The organism is Flagellimonas meridianipacifica (genome assembly GCF_003001695.1).
GTDB classification, from domain to species: domain Bacteria; phylum Bacteroidota; class Bacteroidia; order Flavobacteriales; family Flavobacteriaceae; genus Flagellimonas; species Flagellimonas meridianipacifica.
In genome coordinates this window covers 1,181,929-1,200,635 of the sequence record NZ_PVYX01000001.1, presented here as the reverse complement: position 1 = coordinate 1,200,635, position 18,707 = coordinate 1,181,929, and the positions used below count along the sequence as shown (strand labels likewise).

Annotated in this window: 15 protein-coding genes; 4 read left to right on the top strand and 11 right to left on the bottom strand. The window is 40.9% G+C overall.

Features of this window, described 5'->3' with window-relative positions; all coding sequences use genetic code 11:
• Positions 1-47: 47 nt before the first annotated feature.
• Complete coding sequence (locus tag CLV81_RS05385) at positions 48-788, bottom strand: tellurite resistance TerB family protein (protein ID WP_106144013.1); 741 nt, start codon at positions 786-788, stop codon at positions 48-50.
• A gap of 122 nt (positions 789-910) precedes the next feature.
• Here CLV81_RS05385 and CLV81_RS05380 point away from each other — a divergent pair, with 122 nt between their 5' ends.
• From CLV81_RS05380 to CLV81_RS05365, 4 genes are all read left to right on the top strand, one after another.
• Positions 911-1,321, top strand: a complete 411-nt coding sequence (locus CLV81_RS05380; protein ID WP_106144916.1) for a BrxA/BrxB family bacilliredoxin — start codon at positions 911-913, stop codon at positions 1,319-1,321.
• A gap of 75 nt (positions 1,322-1,396) precedes the next feature.
• Complete coding sequence (locus CLV81_RS05375; RefSeq protein WP_106144012.1) at positions 1,397-2,131, top strand: lysophospholipid acyltransferase family protein; 735 nt, start codon at positions 1,397-1,399, stop codon at positions 2,129-2,131.
• Positions 2,131-2,781, top strand: coding sequence for an HD domain-containing protein (locus CLV81_RS05370; RefSeq protein WP_106144011.1), 651 nt, complete (start codon positions 2,131-2,133; stop codon positions 2,779-2,781). The genes CLV81_RS05375 and CLV81_RS05370 overlap by 1 nt, the downstream gene beginning before the upstream one ends.
• A 119-nt stretch (positions 2,782-2,900) precedes the next feature.
• A complete protein-coding gene (locus CLV81_RS05365) occupies positions 2,901-4,319 on the top strand; it encodes a Gfo/Idh/MocA family protein (protein WP_106144010.1) in 1,419 nt (472 codons plus the stop codon).
• A gap of 8 nt (positions 4,320-4,327) precedes the next feature.
• On the opposite strand, the gene CLV81_RS05360 is transcribed toward CLV81_RS05365, so the two are convergent.
• From CLV81_RS05360 to CLV81_RS05315, 10 genes are all read right to left on the bottom strand, one after another.
• Positions 4,328-5,569, bottom strand: a complete 1,242-nt coding sequence (locus CLV81_RS05360; RefSeq protein ID WP_106144009.1) for an RNA polymerase sigma factor — start codon at positions 5,567-5,569, stop codon at positions 4,328-4,330.
• Positions 5,570-5,654: 85 nt separating this feature from the next.
• On the bottom strand, positions 5,655-6,011 hold the full coding sequence (locus CLV81_RS05355; protein ID WP_106144008.1) for a YciI family protein: 357 nt from the start codon (positions 6,009-6,011) through the stop codon (positions 5,655-5,657).
• A 115-nt stretch (positions 6,012-6,126) separates the two neighbouring features.
• Entirely contained in the window at positions 6,127-7,200 is a 1,074-nt protein-coding gene (locus CLV81_RS05350) for a PA0069 family radical SAM protein (RefSeq protein WP_146129830.1), read from the bottom strand.
• Between the two features lie 41 nt (positions 7,201-7,241).
• A complete protein-coding gene (locus CLV81_RS05345; RefSeq protein ID WP_106144007.1) occupies positions 7,242-7,700 on the bottom strand; it encodes an META domain-containing protein in 459 nt (152 codons plus the stop codon).
• 50 nt (positions 7,701-7,750) lie between these two features.
• Complete coding sequence (locus tag CLV81_RS05340) at positions 7,751-9,304, bottom strand: hypothetical protein (protein ID WP_245911926.1); 1,554 nt, start codon at positions 9,302-9,304, stop codon at positions 7,751-7,753.
• A gap of 24 nt (positions 9,305-9,328) precedes the next feature.
• Entirely contained in the window at positions 9,329-10,111 is a 783-nt protein-coding gene (locus CLV81_RS05335; RefSeq protein WP_106144005.1) for an enoyl-CoA hydratase/isomerase family protein, read from the bottom strand.
• A 13-nt stretch (positions 10,112-10,124) separates the two neighbouring features.
• Entirely contained in the window at positions 10,125-11,543 is a 1,419-nt protein-coding gene (locus CLV81_RS05330; protein ID WP_106144004.1) for a sensor histidine kinase, read from the bottom strand.
• A gap of 171 nt (positions 11,544-11,714) precedes the next feature.
• Positions 11,715-12,263 carry a CopD family protein gene (locus tag CLV81_RS05325; protein WP_106144003.1) on the bottom strand — a complete coding sequence of 183 codons (549 nt, stop codon included), beginning with the start codon at positions 12,261-12,263 and terminating at the stop codon, positions 11,715-11,717.
• An 84-nt stretch (positions 12,264-12,347) separates the two neighbouring features.
• The gene (locus tag CLV81_RS05320) at positions 12,348-15,464 is read right to left on the bottom strand and encodes a beta propeller repeat protein (protein WP_106144002.1); all 3,117 of its coding nucleotides are present in this window, start codon (positions 15,462-15,464) and stop codon (positions 12,348-12,350) included.
• Between the two features lie 8 nt (positions 15,465-15,472).
• Entirely contained in the window at positions 15,473-18,610 is a 3,138-nt protein-coding gene (locus tag CLV81_RS05315) for a VPS10 domain-containing protein (protein WP_106144001.1), read from the bottom strand.
• Between the last annotated feature and the right edge of the window lie 97 nt (positions 18,611-18,707).

Here is an 18,707-nt window from a genome sequence, read left to right as displayed (position 1 = left end):
TGGGGGTTAATAAATATCAAGAGTTAAAAACTCAAGAATTGCCTAAGTTAAGAAATCCCTCTTTCTCTTTGAATAGTTTCGTAGGCCTTTTGCACTTCCTTAAATTTTTCTTCAGCTCCCCTTTTAATTGCTTCATCTTCGGTTACCACACGATCGGGGTGGTACTTTTTAGCCATCTTTCTATAGGCTTTTTTTACTTCATCATCCGAAGCGTTCTTATCGATTTCCAAAATCTTGTACGAGTTGTCAGCCGATTTTATGAACATCGCCATGATACTCTCAAAATCATGGGCTCCTAGCCTTAAATAACCTGCTATTTCCCTTAACTTGTTTACTTCTGCCTTGCTGATTTGACCATCAGCTTGGGCAATCCCAAAAAGAAAGTGGAGCAATTGTAAACGAACCTCGTACCTGGTTCGCTGAGTTAGATAGGAACAAATGCGCTGTGCAGAAATCTCCCTCTTCTTAATGACCTCATTGAATGTTCTAAAAATAGCATTGGCCTTTTCCTTTCCATAAGTACTCAAAAAATACTGACGTACATAATCCAGTTCCTTTTGGCTTACCTGTCCATCTGCCTTGATGATGATTGAGCAGAGCGAAAGCAGATTCAGTTCAAAATCCGCCGGGGAGACATTGGGTTGGGTATACTCCCTAAAAATGGTTCTTGCATCACGCGACCCCCCTCCATTCAAATTGTCTAAAAAACTTCCAATCAAGAAGCCAAGAATAGCTCCCGGAAACCGAAGTACAAAATATCCCAAAAAGGCTGCAACCCATTTAATCATTCCAAACCGAGTAAGGGGCAAAGATAGTTTTTTGACCAGTAAGAATTCTTTACTCCATGTTAAGGGCCGTGAAAAAAACCGACAAAACCCCTATCTTTGAAATTCGAATAAAAAATAAGACTATGTATCCCGAAGAATTAGTAAAACCAATGAGAGCGGACTTAGCTACCGCCGGGTTCCAAGAACTATATACAAGTGAGGCCGTAGAAGAGGCTTTAAAGCAAGAAGGTACCACTTTAGTGGTTGTAAATTCGGTTTGTGGTTGCGCTGCGGCCAATGCAAGACCTGGTGCCAAACTAAGCCTCCAGAACTCAAAAACACCTGACAATTTAGTTACTGTTTTTGCTGGTGTTGATACCGAAGCTGTTGATACGGCAAGAAACCTTATGGTTCCTTTTCCACCCTCTTCACCTAGTATGGCCTTATTCAAGGATGGTGAATTGGTACACATGATTGAAAGACACCATATTGAGGGAAGACCCGCAGAACTGATTGCCGACAACTTGATGGAAGCTTATAACGAATTCTGCTAGTTGGTTTAAAAAATCAATGGAAAGAACCACCTCAACGGGTGGTTTTTTTATTTTTACACCTAACCTAATCCAAAAGTGAAAAAGCTACTTTCTTATCCCCTGACGGTTTTCTTTTTTATTCTTTTCGGGCTTACATTGGTCGTTTTTCATCCAATACAGTGGTTTTGTCTTAGAGTATTTGGTTATGAAATGCACAAACGAAGTGTTTCTATCCTGAATTGGTTCCTTATGCGATGTACCAACATCCTAGGCACCCGATATACCTTCAAGAACCAATATGACATCCCCAAAAACGTTCCCTTGATCATAGTTTCCAATCACCAGAGCATGTATGATATTCCTCCTATAATTTGGCATATGCGAGAGTATCATCCCAAATTTGTGAGCAAGATTGAATTGGGAAAAGGGATTCCAAGTGTATCCTTCAATTTGAGACATGGGGGTTCCGTACTTATCAATAGGAAGGACGCGAAGCAATCCGTAGAACAGCTTGAGAAATTGGGAAAATATATTGAAAAACATCATCGTAGCGCGGTTATTTTTCCGGAGGGTACACGTAGTCGAGATGGGTCACCCAAAAAATTCCATACCACTGGACTTAAGGTACTAATGGCCAATGCTCCATCTGCTTGGATTGTACCAATAAGTATAAACAATTCTTGGAAGCTCTTAAGGTATGGAAAGTTTCCGATGGGTTTGGGAAGCCATCTTACATTTGAAGTGCATCAACCTATTCAAAACAATGATGATTCAGAGTTCTTGATCAATGAAACCGAAACCCTAATTAAAAAGGGCATAAACAAACCTTAATGAATCGAGAGCAGTTCATAGACAAGACCATTTCATACGTTAAGGAAACATTGAATGGAGCTGAAGGCGGACATGATTGGTTTCACATAGAACGCGTTTTCAAAACTGCAAAAAAAATTGCCTTGGAAGAGAAAGTGGATTCTCTTACTGTAGAATTGGCTGCGCTGCTTCACGATATCGCAGACCCTAAATTTCACGATGGCAACGAAGAAATCGGTCCTGAAATGGCCACCAAATTTCTGAAGTCCATAGATGTAGACGAGCAAACCATAGAACATGTTTCCAACATAATCCGATACATGTCATACAAAAACAGTTTGGATGGAAACCCTTCTTTTTCATCCAACGAATTCAAGGTGGTGCAAGATGCAGATAGATTGGATGCAATTGGCGCCATTGGCATTGCCAGGACCTTCAATTATGGGGGATTCAAAAAACGAGAACTATACAATCCTGAGATTTCCCCTAATCTGAACATGACCAAAGAGGAATACAAAAAGTCCAACGCTCCCACAATCAATCATTTTTATGAAAAGCTGCTTTTGCTCAAGGATAAAATGAACACCAAAACGGGCAAGAAAATGGCCAAGGAACGGCATCAATTTATGCTTGATTTTCTGGACAGGTTCTATAAAGAGTGGAATCCCTAAGCCTTCTGCTTCATCAACATTTAGAATTTATAGTTTTTTTTCCAGCATAATGATTCTAAGAACGGGGAGTGTATACTTGGTTCTTTTTCGTATCTTAATTTCCTCCAAAGAACCATACCATGCAAAGACGCAAATTCCTTAAAAATGCTTCGGCAGCTTCTGCTGCTTTTACTATTGTTCCAAGTTTTGTATTGGGCAAAAACCATGTTGCTCCAAGCGATACGCTATACGTAGCCGCCTTTGGAGTAGGCGGTCGTGGTAGAGGTGTGATTGAAGGTTTGGCCGCTACCCAAAAAGTGAAATTTGTGGCATTATGTGATGTAGATGACAGAAGGGCCAAAGGCACCTATCAGCTTTTCCCAGATGTAAAACGATTTAAGGATTTTCGCAAAGTATATGATTCGCATTTAGATGATATCGATGCAATTATGGTCGCTACTCCAGACCATACCCACGCAGTAATTTCACTTCCGTTCATGAGGGCCAAAAAACATGCTTACGTGGAGAAACCGTTGACACACAACATACGTGAAGCACGATTGATGACCCAAGTGGCTGCAGAAAATGGCATAGTAACGCAAATGGGGAACCAAGGTGCATCGAGTGAAGGAAGTAGAAAAGCCAAAGAATGGGTGAAAGCTGGGCTCATCGGAAAAGTTCATACTGTTGATTGTTGGACCAATAGGCCCGTATGGCCTCAGGGTGTCCCTATGCCAACCACCAAAGAACGAATTCCGAAAGGGCTGGATTGGGATCTTTGGTTGGGGCCAGCATCCATGCGACCCTATAATGAGGCCTATTTACCGTTCAAATGGCGAGGTTGGTGGGATTTTGGTACAGGAGCTCTTGGTGATATGGGATGTCATATTATGGAAACTCCTTTTTCTGTTTTGGATTTGGGCTATCCAAAAGAAGCCGAGGCGAGTTGCACTACTGTTTGGGTAGACGATTTTGTTGAGGCTGATTACAGTGCCTCATGTCCTCCTTCATCTAAAATCCATTTGAAATTTGAGCATGTCGAACATGGCAATATAGCTCTGAATTGGTATGATGGCGGAATAATGCCCGATCTACCTGATGAGTTAAAGGATGGTGAAACAGTTGGAGATCGTGGGGGAGGTTCTGTAATCTATGGAAGCAAAGGGATCATAGTTTGTGATACCTATTCGCGTAATGCTAGGCTTCTACCTTCCAGTTTGATGGGTATTTTTAACGAACCGCAACCTACTTTGCCAAGAATTGAGGAGGGTATGAATGGGCATATCAAAAACTGGGTAGATGCTTGTTTGGGTAATTCAAAGGCCTCATCAGATTTTTCCAAATCAGGTCCTTTGACCGAATCCGTTCTTATGGGCAACCTAGCAGTAAAGGCCTATCAATATAAGGTAATGGAGGAAATACGACCTGGCAGGAAAGGATTTGTATATCCAGGCCGCCGAAAACTTCAATGGGATGGTGCCAACATGAAGATTACCAATTATGACAAGGCCAACGAGTGGGTAAGTAGAGAATACAGAGAAGGATGGGGCTTAGGCTAATCTTAAGACTATCTCAACTTTTTCATCAAATGTTGTTTTACCAAATCATTTTCGGATAGTGCTATTGCCTTTTTCAAAAAAGTTTCAAAGGTTACATCATTGTCCTCTTTAAGAAGCTCTGCCCATATTGCATAAAAAAGGCCTGAATTTGAGAAATCGGTTTGCTGTTCCAAAAGCCTTAATTCTTTTAACGCAGCTTTGGGACCATGCACCTTTCCAAAAGGAACAATTCTATTTAGAGCAACCATTGGGGAGTATTGTTGTTTAAGCTGTACATCGTACAAATACAGAATATTTTTCCAATCCGTTTCGCTGAAAGATAATGCAGTACAATGGTAGTAAGAACGGGCAGCTTCCAAATGATAGTGGGATGGGGTTTGGTCTTTTGTGCCTGCCTGCTGCAAATGATAAATCCCAATTTGAATCAATTCTTGGTCGTACAGACTTCTATCATGATGTTCTAAAGACACCAGGTTCCCTTCTTTGTCCAACCTCGCTTCAAAACGGGAAACGTGGAAACACATCAAAGCGATCAAAGCTTCCAGATTTGGGTGAAAACAATATTTATTTTTACGTAACAACAACGCCAGCCTAAGCGCCTCATAACAAATATCCCTTTTTAAAAGTTGCGCTCCAGTAGTGGCAGCATATCCTTCAGAAAACAACAAATAGATAACACGGAGTACCTGGAACAATCGAGATTGCAAACCCATCTGTACCGGAATCTGAAGGAACTGTACCTTTTCCCGAAACTGTTTTTTTGCCCGAGTAAAGGATTTCGCAATAGCATCTTCTTTTTTCAATAAAGCATCCGCAAGTTCTTTGTTACTGAATCCCCCCATCAGTTTAAGGCTCAAAACAATCTGATATTCTTGGGAAAGTGTAGGGTGACAACAGGCAAAAATCATATTCAACTGGCTATCCTCAAGCGCATCTTCCAATATAACTTTACTTTCCTTGTTCGTTTTTTCCTTTGGAAAAGGCTTATCCCCCATCAAATCCGATTTCTTATCTCTGCGAAGCACATCGATAAGTCTGTTCTGTGCTACCCTAAACAACCATGCGGTAGGATTATCCGGAATAGATTGATATCCCCAAACCTGCATTGCTTTTAAAAAGGTGTCTTGTGCGGCGTCTTCAATTTGCTCCAAAAAGGAAACGCCATATTTATGGGTAAGTAATGATATGAGCTTTCCATATTCATTACGAAAAAGATGGTCTATGGTATGGTTTAGGTTGCTGTTGGTCATTTTGGAACAAATGTTATGCTGAAAAACAAATGGCCTTATTAACCGTGTTTCCCAGCATAATCTAAAAGGTTAGGTATTGGGAAGGTCATACATGATCTTCCATGTCCAATATTTGTCTTACCTCTACTGTACTTCCCTCATAATCGAAAATAGGACAGCTTCTGGAAATCTCAGTAGCTTCGTCCAAGCTCTTTGCGGAAATAATCAAATACCCTCCAACCAATTCAGCTCCCTCAGCATGTGGGCCATTGGTAACGAGTTCTCCTCCATTATGCACTACTCTTCCATCCCCATCCAATGGGAGACCGTCCAATAGATGGCCTTTTTCTTGGAGGCCTCCCATCCACTTTCCCCAAACTTCCATATGGGCCTGTTTTTCCTCTTGGGACAGTTTCGCATAGGCTTCGTCCCCGCCTCTAAACAAATACAAAAAATTACTCATTGGTCTAAATTTTTCGTCCATCCTTGAATGGACCGGTTTATACTTTGTTTCATCATATTGACGAAAGCGAGTAGACAAATTGGACAGTCCTCTAAATTTATTTAAAAAACTGTCACTAAAACAATTTCATTTGTCCGTCTTTATATTCAGCGTGTAAATCTTTTCTAAGCGCAGGAAACTGCTTGTCTTGAAAATACTTTTTTCTGGCCAAGTTGGCCATATCATGAATCTGTTTGGCCACATGGCCTTCACCTCGGTTACGTAGTCCAAATCTACTGTCATTGATGCTTCCAGCATGACATTCTTGAATCAAATGCAGTACTTTATCGGCCCTATCCGGCATAGCCTTTTTAATCCAGTCCGTGAAGATTTGCCCAATAGCACCATTTAGTCTAACTACTGTAAAGGCAAAAGAGACAGCTCCATTATCTGAGGTTGCCTTAGCCAATTTCAATAACTCGTGGCTGTTTATTCCAGGAATCATAGGAGCCAACATGGCGTTTACAGGAATTTTATGCTCTGACAGTACTTTGATGGTGTTCAGTCTTTTTTTGATGGACGCCGTTCTTGGCTCCAGTTTTCTTCGGGTTTTTTCCGAAAGTGAGGTGACCGAGATGTTAACCCCGACCAATTGATGGGCATTCAACTCCCTTAGAATATCCAAATCCCTAAGAATCAACGCGTTTTTTGTGATGATGCCCACTGGATGTCGATACTTTAAAAAGACCTTTAGGCAAGCTCTGGTGATTTCAAACTTTTTTTCAGCAGGTTGATAGCAATCCGTGTTGCCAGACATTACGATGGTTTGAGCTTTCCAACGTTTGCTTTTAAGTTTCGCTTCCAACAATTCTGGAGCTGATTTCTTCACCAAAATCTTTCGCTCAAAATCAAGACCAGCACTATATCCCCAATATTCATGGGCATTGCGTGCATAACAGTAAATGCAACCATGCTCACACCCCTGGTAGGGATTCAGCGAATAGGACATGCCAACATCTGGGCTATCCACTTTGTTGACAATGGTTTTGGGAAATATGGGAAGGTACTCCGTCTTCGTATTCTCGGGTTCTTCTCCTTCTAAGCGACAGAATTCCAAAAAATCTTCCCGCATTTCATACACATGCTGTAGAAACCTGTTGGGTGTATTTTTTTGGGCGCCACGGCCTTTTTGTAGGTTGTCTGAATTCAATTTATTGGATTTATTCCAAATTTATGGAATTTATCCAATAACTACATACGTTCTAAACTCAAAAACTTGAATTCATTATAAATCAAGTTCAATGTGTTTTCATCGACAAAAATCATAGTAAACACCGACGCCTGTTGATTTTCATTGTTACTCTCTGACATTGCGTCGTAGAAAGCTTGACCAAAAAAAGTGTCCAATGCATCCGTGGATACCAATTCATTGATTCGTAAAGTATCATTGTTTGTAGTACCTCTTCCGCCGAAGGAGTTTATAGAGGTATTACCCGAAAATTCTCCGTTCTTCATAAAGGTCACCGATATTACCTCGCCGTCTTCTGGCTCTATAACGGGGCCTATGGGGCTGTCTGAAATACTTATGGCCACAATACTCCATTGCCCAGTTAATCTATTTTCAATAGAATCTGAATCGTCATTGTTGCATGCCAACAATATAGTACACCCCAAAAGGGCAAAGGCTACGTAAAAAAATTTGTTTATCATAACAGGTCGTTTTGTAGAAGATGTACGACCTTAGAAAATGTTGCGTTAAACTACAGAAACGAGACTTTCACCAACTGCTTTTTTGTTCCTCTTTTGGCATAGAAAAGCATATTGCTGTGGTCAGCATTCTTTAAAGGCTTGGAAACCATGAGAGGCAAACGGGCTTCCTTGTCGTCTATGATTTTCTCGTAGTCCATTTTTCCGGCCTCATCCAAGGAAATAAGAAACACGTTGCGATTTCTGCTTAAGCCTTGTTTAAAAATCAAGCGCTCATTATTGATTAATTGCGGGTTTTCCGCTGCGGTGCAAATGAAGAAATAGGTTTTTCCATCTTTAATATAAGAGCTGTAGGAAGCATAGGCTCCATCACCTTGGGTAACTTCGGCCTTGTTGATATTTCGTATCCAGACAGAATTTCCGTCGCTGTCCAATTTGGCACTTACAATATCATTATGGTGAAAGCGCTCTATTTTTACACGTTGGCCTGCTCCTGTGGACTGAAGACTATTGGTTACAAAGTATTCCTCAGCGTTAAAGAATATCTCGTTGTTCGGACTTACTTCTACACTCTTAAAAACCAAGTTCTTTATCACCTTGTCATCTTCCCTACCAAACTTGTCTTCCATAAACTGCTGCGAAAATGGATTGTATTTTTTAGATTTAATTTCCAATGAGATTGGATTTACGTCAAAAAAGGCAACCCCATTGTATCTATTGTCTTTTCTATCGGCATAAAATCCTGTACAGACCAGTCTGTCTTGAAAAACTATTGGATAAAGTGCCTCTGAATATTTTCCAGGATCATCAAAAGATTGTATTTGACTTCCGTTCTTGGAAACTTTGATAAGCTCATACTGGAATCTTCTTTCCTCTACCCGAAAACGTTTCTTTTTAAAATAGGCCTTACCCACTATATAGGCCGTTTCCAAATCCTCGGATATAGCCAAATTCTCAAATGCATAATTTTTCTCTTCAACCCCATAGGAAAAGTCATGCTCAAAGCGCTTGTTCAAGTTGGTATCATACAAATGGATGATATGTTTGTTCTGCTTTCCTTTTTTATGGTGCGTACTAATGACAAAGCCAGTTTTTTCCTTGTTAAAAAGGATGGCTGTCGTAAATCCTTTAGAGAAGTTTCGATTGTAGTAGTTCTTTCCCACAGGGTTGTTAACTGCTTCAGATGACAGTGACAATAATCTTTTGGAAGTAAAATCAAATCCATTTATAGGACTTTGATGTACCCAATATTCATATTGTCCACGTTCATAGTTATAGTCCAAAAAGAGTAGATTGATTTTTCCATCTTTCAGGAAGCCATCCACAAAATTCCTTCCCTTTAACTTATAGTTGAACTCATCCACCAACTCAAGATCGCTGTTGTAATGCTCAATAAAATAACCTTTGGGTTTTAAAATAAGTCCTTGAAAGTAGGCCCGGACCAGAATATATCCACCGTTTCCATCATTGTCAATCGTCAGCAAGTTGGAATATCGATATCTATCCCCAAATTTCTCGCCAAAATCATAGGAAACAGGCATTTTCTGTGCGGAAACCCAAGCACCAAAAATAACAACGCAAAAGAAAAGTATTGTATTTCTCATCATAGTCCGGTTTGGTTGAACCAACGGCTATGACCCAGGGAAATCAGCTTTGCGTTTTTCCAAAAAGGCAGAAGTACCTTCTTTAAAATCATCAGTTCCAAAACAGGTTCCGAACGCATCGATTTCAACGGCATAACCGTCCGTATCATAGCTATAACCCGCATTTACCGCATTTATTGCGTATTTAATGGCCACAGAGGAATTATTCGATATCTTGCTCGCAATCTTAACACATAACGGCAAAAGTTCTTCCTGAGGAACCATATAATTGACTAATCCGCATTCCAATGCTTTGGAAGCATCCATCATTCCAGCCGTCATTATCAATTCCATGGCCCTACCCTTTCCTATAAGTTGTGGTAGTCTTTGAGTTCCACCATAACCGGGTATAACACCCAAAGAAACCTCGGGCAACCCCATTTTGGCATTGGTACTGGCAACCCTAAAGTGACATGACATGGCTAGCTCTAGTCCTCCACCCAATGCAAAGCCGTTTACTGCTGCTATCACCGGTGTAGATAAATTTTCAACAAAGCTGAAAAGCAATTCTTGCCCCTTAGCCGCCAATTCCCCTCCTTGTTCCACGGAGAAGTCGGCAAACTCCGAAATATCAGCTCCCGCCACAAAGGCTTTTTCCCCACTTCCAGTAACGATGATGACCTTAGTGTCTTTATCTTCATCCAATTCCTTAAATGCCTCATGTAACTCGGCAATGGTCTGTTTGTTGAGTGCATTAAGTTTTTTTGGACGGTTGATGGTTATTGTCGCGATTTGATTGTCTTCTTCAATGTAAATGTTCTCGTAATTCATTTGGGTTGTTGTTTCAAGAGTTTTTAGAAGCTTTTGGAAATCTAACAGAAAACACTGTTCCCTTTCCTACCTGTGAGGTAAAATCGATGGTTCCCTTATAATTTTCCACTATGTTTTTTACCATACCCAGACCAAGCCCCATACCGCTAGTCTTTGTGGTAAATTTAGGTTCAAATATTTTTTCCTTAACCTCATCGGCTATGCCAATTCCGTTATCCGCCACTGAAATCTTTACCTTTTCCTCTTCAGAAACAACAGTAACTAGAATTCTAGGGGATTCCACGTCGTTCATTGCCTGTGTAGCATTCATAACCAAATTGGTAACAACACGAATCAGTTGCGTTCTGTCCAATTTGGCCACTATTTCTTCCTCATCACAAATAAAATGGATATAATCCTCATTAAAAATATCCAAAGCCAATTTTACAATATTAACCACATTTAAAGTTTCATTCTGTTGTGCGGGCATTTTGGCAAAATTGGAGAATGCAGAGGCTATGTTGCTCATCGTGTCTATCTGCTGAATCATGGAATCTGAAAACTCCTTGACCTTCACTGATGCGTCTGCATCCTTAGGGTCAAATTTGCGAAGAAAGCTTTGTACTGATAAACGCATTGGGGTCAAAGGGTTTTTAATTTCGTGTGCCACTTGTTTGGCCATTTCCCGCCATGCCTGTTCTCTTTCGCTTCGCGCCAGCTTGGTTGCACTCTCCTCAAGTTCATCAATTTTACTGTTGTATGAATCCACTAACTTTTTTATTTCTTCACTAGTATCTTCTATATAAATCTTTTCGTTTCGTCTGGTTAAATCGGTCTGGTTCATCTTATCGGCAAGGGTCTGCAATGACCTGGTAATGTATTTTGAGATAAAATAGGCCAAGATAATTGCAGACAACAACATGAGCACATAAACCCCGGCCAAACGAAAAAGGAATTCCCTCAACTCCATATTGCTAAAGGAATTATCCTCAAAATATGGAAGATTCATGATGCCAATTGGTTTAAATTTATTGTCCGTGATATAGGAATACGAAGCCTTAAACTTACCCCCAACCGCAATTTTCTCCTCGACATGGCGTCTATCGCTACTAACCAATAAATTATTCAATATTTCCGCATCTAGGCAATTGGAAATGGAGTCAGCCTCGAAGCTAGGCCTTGAACTTTTGATTAAAGTTCCCTCCAAATCGTAGATATTGAAGTTTACATTTTGCACATCTGCAATCTTGTAAATTTCATCCATAAAAATGTACTGCAGATTTTCTGAAGTAGGCGTATAAGTGGTTTCACGAAGCGTATAGGAAATACTCTGAAGAATCTGTTCTTCCTTACGTTGTAACCGCTGTTCGTGATAATCCCTACTCTGTTCTCTATATTGATATACGGTTACCCCAGCAATGAGAACGGAGGCAATAAGCACCAATAGAATCATGGTGACAAAGATGCGCGAGCGTAGGGATAACTTTTTGAACAATTCGTTTTGGATTTGAGATAAAATTACGCAATAATCACACCAAAGTTTGCTCAAACTCCAAAATACAAATTCCAATTTTCCTTATCTCTTTCTTGAAGTTTGGAAATTGAAAATTGGTATTTGAAAACATTAAGCGTTTGGGTTTTTCTCCCGTATCCGTTTATACAATCGAATCCCCAACATGAGAAGAATGGCCAATACAAAAATTCCAATCACTCCATAAATCCAATTGAATGCATTTTTCAAAATGACCAAAAAAACCACGGCAAAAAGAATCAGCGTGGCCCCTTCGTTCCAAATACGCATGAAACGAGAGGTATATTTCACCTCATCCCGTTGTAATTGTCTGAAGATTTGATGGCATTTACCATGATAGATAAATAGTAGCAGAACAAATGCCAACTTCACGTGCATCCATCCTTGCTGAAGCCATCCCGGCATCAAATACAACAACCAAATGGCGAATAGGGTACACAATACAGCGGACGGCCATGTGATGATATACCAAAGCCTCTTAGTCATCAACTTTAGTTGATTGGTAAGGATTTCCTTTTCGGGTGATGGTTTTCCCCACGCCTCAATGTGATAAATGAACAAGCGCGGAATGTAAAAAAGCCCAGCAAACCAGGTTACCACAAAAATAAGATGCAGGGCTTTTATGTAATTGTAATATTCCACTTATAGGTAAAAGGAGTTAAGGGATAAAGGTAAGAAGTTGAGAAGCAAGACCTTTTACCTTTATCCAAAAAACGTATTGTGCTTTCAAAGCTGTATAGCTCCAACTCCAGCTTCCCATAGCCTTTTGTTAAAGGCTGGAATCTTTACATTTTCAAATGCTTTTCCTCTTTGTTTAAATCCTTTCCATTGCTCTTCCAACTCATTTCTTCGGTCTATTGAGGATTGGTTTACTCTCGGAATTGAGCTATCTGTCGCATTTATCAAATACATGTATTCCGCAGTAAACTTATTTGGAAAATTCTCCACATCATCATAAGCCTTTGATTTCCGCTGTACCATTTCCTTGTCCCAAATATCAAGCTCATCCGCTAATGCCTTGCCTTCCTTCTTGATTGATTCATCCTTTACCTTTTTCAGGACCTGTTTCAATTGATTTTTGGCGTTATGAAGTGTATTAACCATGTTATGCATTTCGGTCAAGTTGGCCTCAGTTTCCGTCATGAAAACATCAAACGCTTCATATTGCTCTGGTTTGATATTGTATTTTGGTAGCTCCTTGATTATCCCCTTTGTTTCCAAAACGGTGTTGTCAACTTTGAGCTTAATCGTATAGGTACCCGGAATAGCACGATGCCCTCTATAGTTTGCTTCAATATAGGTGTCCTTCACCCCAGGCATTATTTTGTGCCCCATATTCCACACAAAACGATTGAGTCCTTCTTTTTTGTAAAGCTTAGGTGCAGGTGGGGGCCCACCATCATATCGTTTATAGGATGCATCCTTTTTTGATGAAAATGAATTGACCAGTTTTCCGTTAGCATCAAAAATCTCCATGCTAATTTCGGTAGAATCCATTTTGGGCAACTCATAATACAATACCAATCCATTGGCCGGATTTACTCCAGTAAAAGCTTGACTACCTTTAAATTTGGCAGAATTACCACTCAATGCGCTTCCCCAAAATCCGTTATAGGCTGGTTCAGGCTCATACAGCTTTGCCGCTTTCCGAGGTTCATCATAACCTTTAAGCAATCCTAAATCATCCAGAATCCAAAAAGAACGACCCGAAGTAGCCACGATTAAATCCCCTTGGTGGACCGTTAAATCCAATACTGGGGTTTTGGGAAGATTCAATTGGAACGATTCCCAATTTTGGCCTCCATTCCAAGAAATGTACATTCCTTTTTCTGTTCCGGCGTACAATAGATTCCTTCTATCCTTGTCCTCGCGAACCACTCTGGTAAATGAACCGCCTGGAATTCCAGAGCTGATGTTGGTCCAACTTTTTCCATAATTGGTGGATTTGTAGATAGCGGGAGTATAATCATTGAACTTATAACGTGTTGTTGCAATGTAAACCGTTGCTGGGTCATGAGGGGATATCTCTATCGCATTCACCAAACATTCTTGAAGGCCTTTTGGAGTGACATTCTCCCAGGTTTCCCCTCCATTCTTAGTAACGTGCACCAATCCATCATCGCTCCCTGTATAGAACACTCCCTTTTCATGAGGTGATTCTATCATGTAGGCTATGGTTCCATAATTTTCTGCACCTACGGCCTCATTGGTATAGGGTCTGCCTCCTTTTCCTTGCTTGTCGTCCTGGTCTCGTGTCAAATCCGGAGAGATTTCTTCCCATGTCACTCCATTATCCCTAGTTCGAAGTACCAATTGTGCGCAATGATAAAAGGTGCCAGGTTCATGCTTTGACCAAATAATGGGTGCATTCCAATTGTAGAGGTATTTCATATCCCTTGCGGCACGCCCTAAATATTGAATAGGGGAAGCCATAACTTTGGTAGAGGCCTTGGTGTGGGTATCCAATAAATTGATGGTCCCCAAATAGCTGCCACCCATAACGTATCTAGGGTTATCGGGGTCAAATGCTAAGAAAGCACTCTCACCTCCTGCGGAATAGCTCCAATCTTCCCTACTAATATTTCGTCTCCCTACAGAAAGGCTGGCAATCTTTACCGAAGTGTTATCCTGCTGACCTCCATAAATATTATATGGGAAAAGGTTGTCCGCATTAATACGATAGAATTGAGCCGTAGGCATTATGGCCTGGGTTGACCAGCTTTTTCCGTAATTGAAACTAATGGCAGCACCTCCGTCATTTGCGATAACCATATTGTTTGAGTTATCAGGATTGATCCATAGGTCATGATAATCGCCATGAGTGCCCGAAAGTCTACTCCATGTCTTACCACCATCAATGGAACGAAGGGCCGGAGCACTCAATACGTAGACCACATTTTCATTGTTAGGGTCCGTAAACACTTCTGTATAGTACCAAGCTCTTTGCGTCAAACGATTATCCCCACTTACCATGCTCCAGCTCTCTCCTGCATTATTGGAAACAAAAAGCCCACCTTTGTCCGCATTTGAATCACTTTCCACAAGTGCATACACTTTATTGGAATTGGCCGGACTTACGGAAATGGCCATCTTTCCTTTTTCTTTGGGAAGTCCTTTTTCAATCTTTTTCCAAGTTTCCCCACCATCGACTGATTTGTAAACCCCACTACCTTCACCTCCACTTATTACAACTTCAGGTTTGCGCTGATGTTCCCACATTGTGGCATAAAGTATATCGGGGAAATTGGCATCCATGGAAAGTTCAGAACATCCGGTTAAATTATTCACAAACAAGACGTTTTTCCATGTTTTCCCGCCATCAACAGATTTAAAAATTCCACGTTCTTGATTTGGCCCATATAGTGCTCCTTGAGCGGCTACAAATACAACATCCGGATTGTTTGGGTGAATCACAATCCTAGCAATATGCTGCGTTTCTTTTAGACCTATGTGCTCCCAAGTTTTTCCGGCATCTATCGATTTATAGACCCCATCTCCATACGAAGTCATGACACCTCTTGGGGCATGTTCTCCCATTCCCACATAAACAATGTTGGAACTGGATTGAGAGACGGCAACAGCTCCAACTGAACCCATTTCAAAAAAACCATCGGAAATATTGTTCCAATGTTGACCAGCATCAGTAGTTTTCCAAACACCGCCACCAGTTATGCCCATATAATAGGTCATTGGATCGCCCACAACCCCAGTGGCAGAGACAGAACGTCCACCTCTGAAAGGGCCGATGTTTCTGTACTTTACAGGTTTAAAATATTCTTCAGCGGTTTGTGCAAAAGAAGTAGCCCCAAGAACCAGGGCTACCAAATACATTATATTTTTCATAGTGTTGGTTATTCTTCTATACTTAAATACTCCAAACCAAGTTGGTTAAACTCCGCATTAAAAGCCTTCATCTCTTCATCCACCAACTTATCAAAAGCAGTTAATTGCGTATTGATTTTTGTAGTCATTTCATTCTTCACTGCAATATCCTGAGCCGTTGGAGGGAAATCATCTATACTAACCAGACGATTCAAATGACCTAACTTATTGGTCAATTTAATTGGAAAATTAAGAGGGTCTTGATTGCTGCGGTTTTTGGTTTGATATAGTGCTTTTTCCACCTCACTGAATCCTTCTTTCATTTTCTTGGCCTTTTCCACTAGCTCTTTTGTGGTGTCATTGTCCTTATACTGTTTGGTAAATGCGTCCAATTTTTCATTGATCTTTCGAATCTTTTTGATGGATTGATGTGCTTTATCAATAGTGGTATTAATATCTGTGATAAAATCATACTGTTTTTGCATATCCGAAACAGAAACTTCGGCCCTCGGATCAGGCAAGATTTTAAAGGATTGAGATTCTGTGACCCCATTCACATTTAAAGAAACTTGATAGTCCCCAGGAACCGCTTTGGCACCATTTAAACTGGCTGCCCAAAGAATCATGCCTTTCAAAAGCTCGGCTCCCTTGCCTCGGGTATCCCAGACATGGGTATTCCCTCCTTTTTTGGCTTCAAGTTTTTTCTTTTTATCCTTAGCATGTGTACTGAAATTGGATAAAGTATCTCCTGATTTACTTAAATAAGTCAGTTGAATCGTATCCTTTTCGGAATAATTCTTCAAGTAGAAATGGCTGACCACACCGTTCGGATGATTTTGTCCTTCTGTCAAACTAGGTTTTTTTGCCGCTCTTCCTTTTGTTCGATACGAATCTTTTGGAGCAAAAAGTTTAGTGCTCGCTGATTTTGATGATGCTTCCAATTGATGAAGCACAGTAAGGTCATCAATAATCCAAACAGAACGTCCTTGTGTTGCAACCACCAGATTATTTTCTTTGATGGTCAAATCAGTAATAGGAACTATGGGCAAATTCAATTGGAACTTTTCCCAACTTTGACCATCATTGAATGAAATGTACATTCCAGTTTCGGTACCTGCATAGAGCAACCCTTTTTGCTTGGGGTCTTCGCGAACTACCCGGGTAAAGTGCTCACTTTCTATTCCGTTGGTGATTTTAGTCCAAGTTTTTCCATAATCTGTGGTCTTATACAGATAGGGCTGAAAATCCCCCAACTTATATCGTGTTCCAGCAACATAGCATGTTCCCTCATCAAAATTGGAAGGTTCTATGCTATTTATCATCATCCATTCTGGCATTCCTGTTGGGGTGATATCCTCCCAATTTTGTCCACCATCTTGTGTGATATGAATCAATCCATCATCACTACCGACCCACATCAATCCTTCTTTTAAAGGACTTTCATTGGCAGCGAAAATGGTACAGTAGTATTCAACTCCCGTATTGTCTTGAGTAATAGGACCACCACTGGACACCAGTTTAGACGGGTCATTTCTTGTCAAATCCCCACTCAGCAAATCCCAGCTCTGTCCTTCGTTAGTGCTCATGTGCACATGATTGGAGAAGGTGTACAGCTTTTTAGGGTCATGTTTGCTAAAAATAATCGGGAAATTCCATTGGAAACGATATTTCATTCCCTCAGCGCCATAACCCATCGGATTGTCTGGCCAAACATTGATGCCACGAACCGTTTTGTTTTTATGGTTTACCCTTGTCAAGAAACCTCCGTAGCTTCCTCCATACACAATATCGTTGTTGGTTGGGTCTACAGCAATATGGGCACTTTCCCCACCTGCTGTAGGTTCCCAGTCGTCCTCTCCGATGCTTCCACCATTGGAGCGGTGATTAATCCGAACCGTGCTGTTATCTTGTTGGGCAACATAAATGCGATATGGGAAAGCATTGTCCGTGGTTACCCTATAAAACTGTGCGGTAGGTTGGTTGTAATAGGTACTCCAGGTTTCCCCGCCATCATAGCTCACCTGGGCACCACCATCATCTCCAATGATCATCCGTTTTGAATTTTCTGGAGCAATCCACAAATCATGATGGTCTCCATGAGGCGCATTGAATGTGTTAAAAGTTTTACCTCCGTCAGTGCTTTTATGGTAGCGCACATTCATTACATAAACTACATCTTCATCTTCGGTATCTGCATACACTCTAGTGTAATACCAAGCACGCTGACGCAATTTTCTTTCACTATTTACTTGAGTCCATTTTTTGCCACCATCATCTGACCGATAAAGACCTCCTTTTTCCTTGTTCTCAACAATGGCAAACACTCTTTCTGAATTCACTGGGGAAACCGAAACTCCCATTATCCCAAGAGTGTCCTTTGGGAAACCTTCATTTTTGGATATTTCGGTCCATGTTTCACCGCTATCGGTACTTTTCCAAAGGGCAGAACCATCTCCACCACTGCTCAGGGAATATGGAGTTCGCTGCGCTCGCCAAGTTGAAGCATATAGAATGCGAGGGTTATTTGGGTCGAAAGTCAAATCAACGGCCCCAGATTGGTCGTTCACAAAAAGAACTTGTCTCCAACTTTTTCCACCATCTGTACTTTTATATACTCCGCGTTCTCTTGTGGGTTTATAAATGTTCCCAAGGACTGCTGCATATACCGTATTGTAGTCGGTTGGGTGCACCCGAATCCTTGGTACATGTCTGCTTTTTTCAAGCCCTGCTTTTTGCCAAGTCTTTCCCGCATCTTCAGTTTTCCAAACTCCGTAACCACTGGAAACATTCCCCCGAAGCGTTTTTTCACCTCCACCAACATAAATTACATTGGGGTCACTTTTGGCTACTTCCACTGCTCCAATACTTCCGCCAAAATAACCGTCAGAAATGTTTTTCCAACTACGCCCTCCATCCAGGGTTTTCCAGACACCTCCACCTGTGGCTCCAAAGTAAAACAGATTGGGTTCTCCAGGTACTCCAGTAACTGCGGCGGAGCGACCACCCCTAAAGGGGCCTACCAAACGGTATTCCAAACTGGAATAGAGTTCTGAAGGATATTCTGGTGATGGACTTGTGGATTTTCTTCTTCTTTGTGCATCTGTGGTGAAAGGCAATAGAAGCAGCGCCAGCAAAACCATACTGGCTTGAATAAAGCGAGTTTTCATTTTCGTTTCGTGTTGAATTAGTCGTACTAAATGTAATGAAAAACCATGAGGTTGGGTAGGGTTCAAAATGAGTATTTTACTGATAAAAACCTAAAGA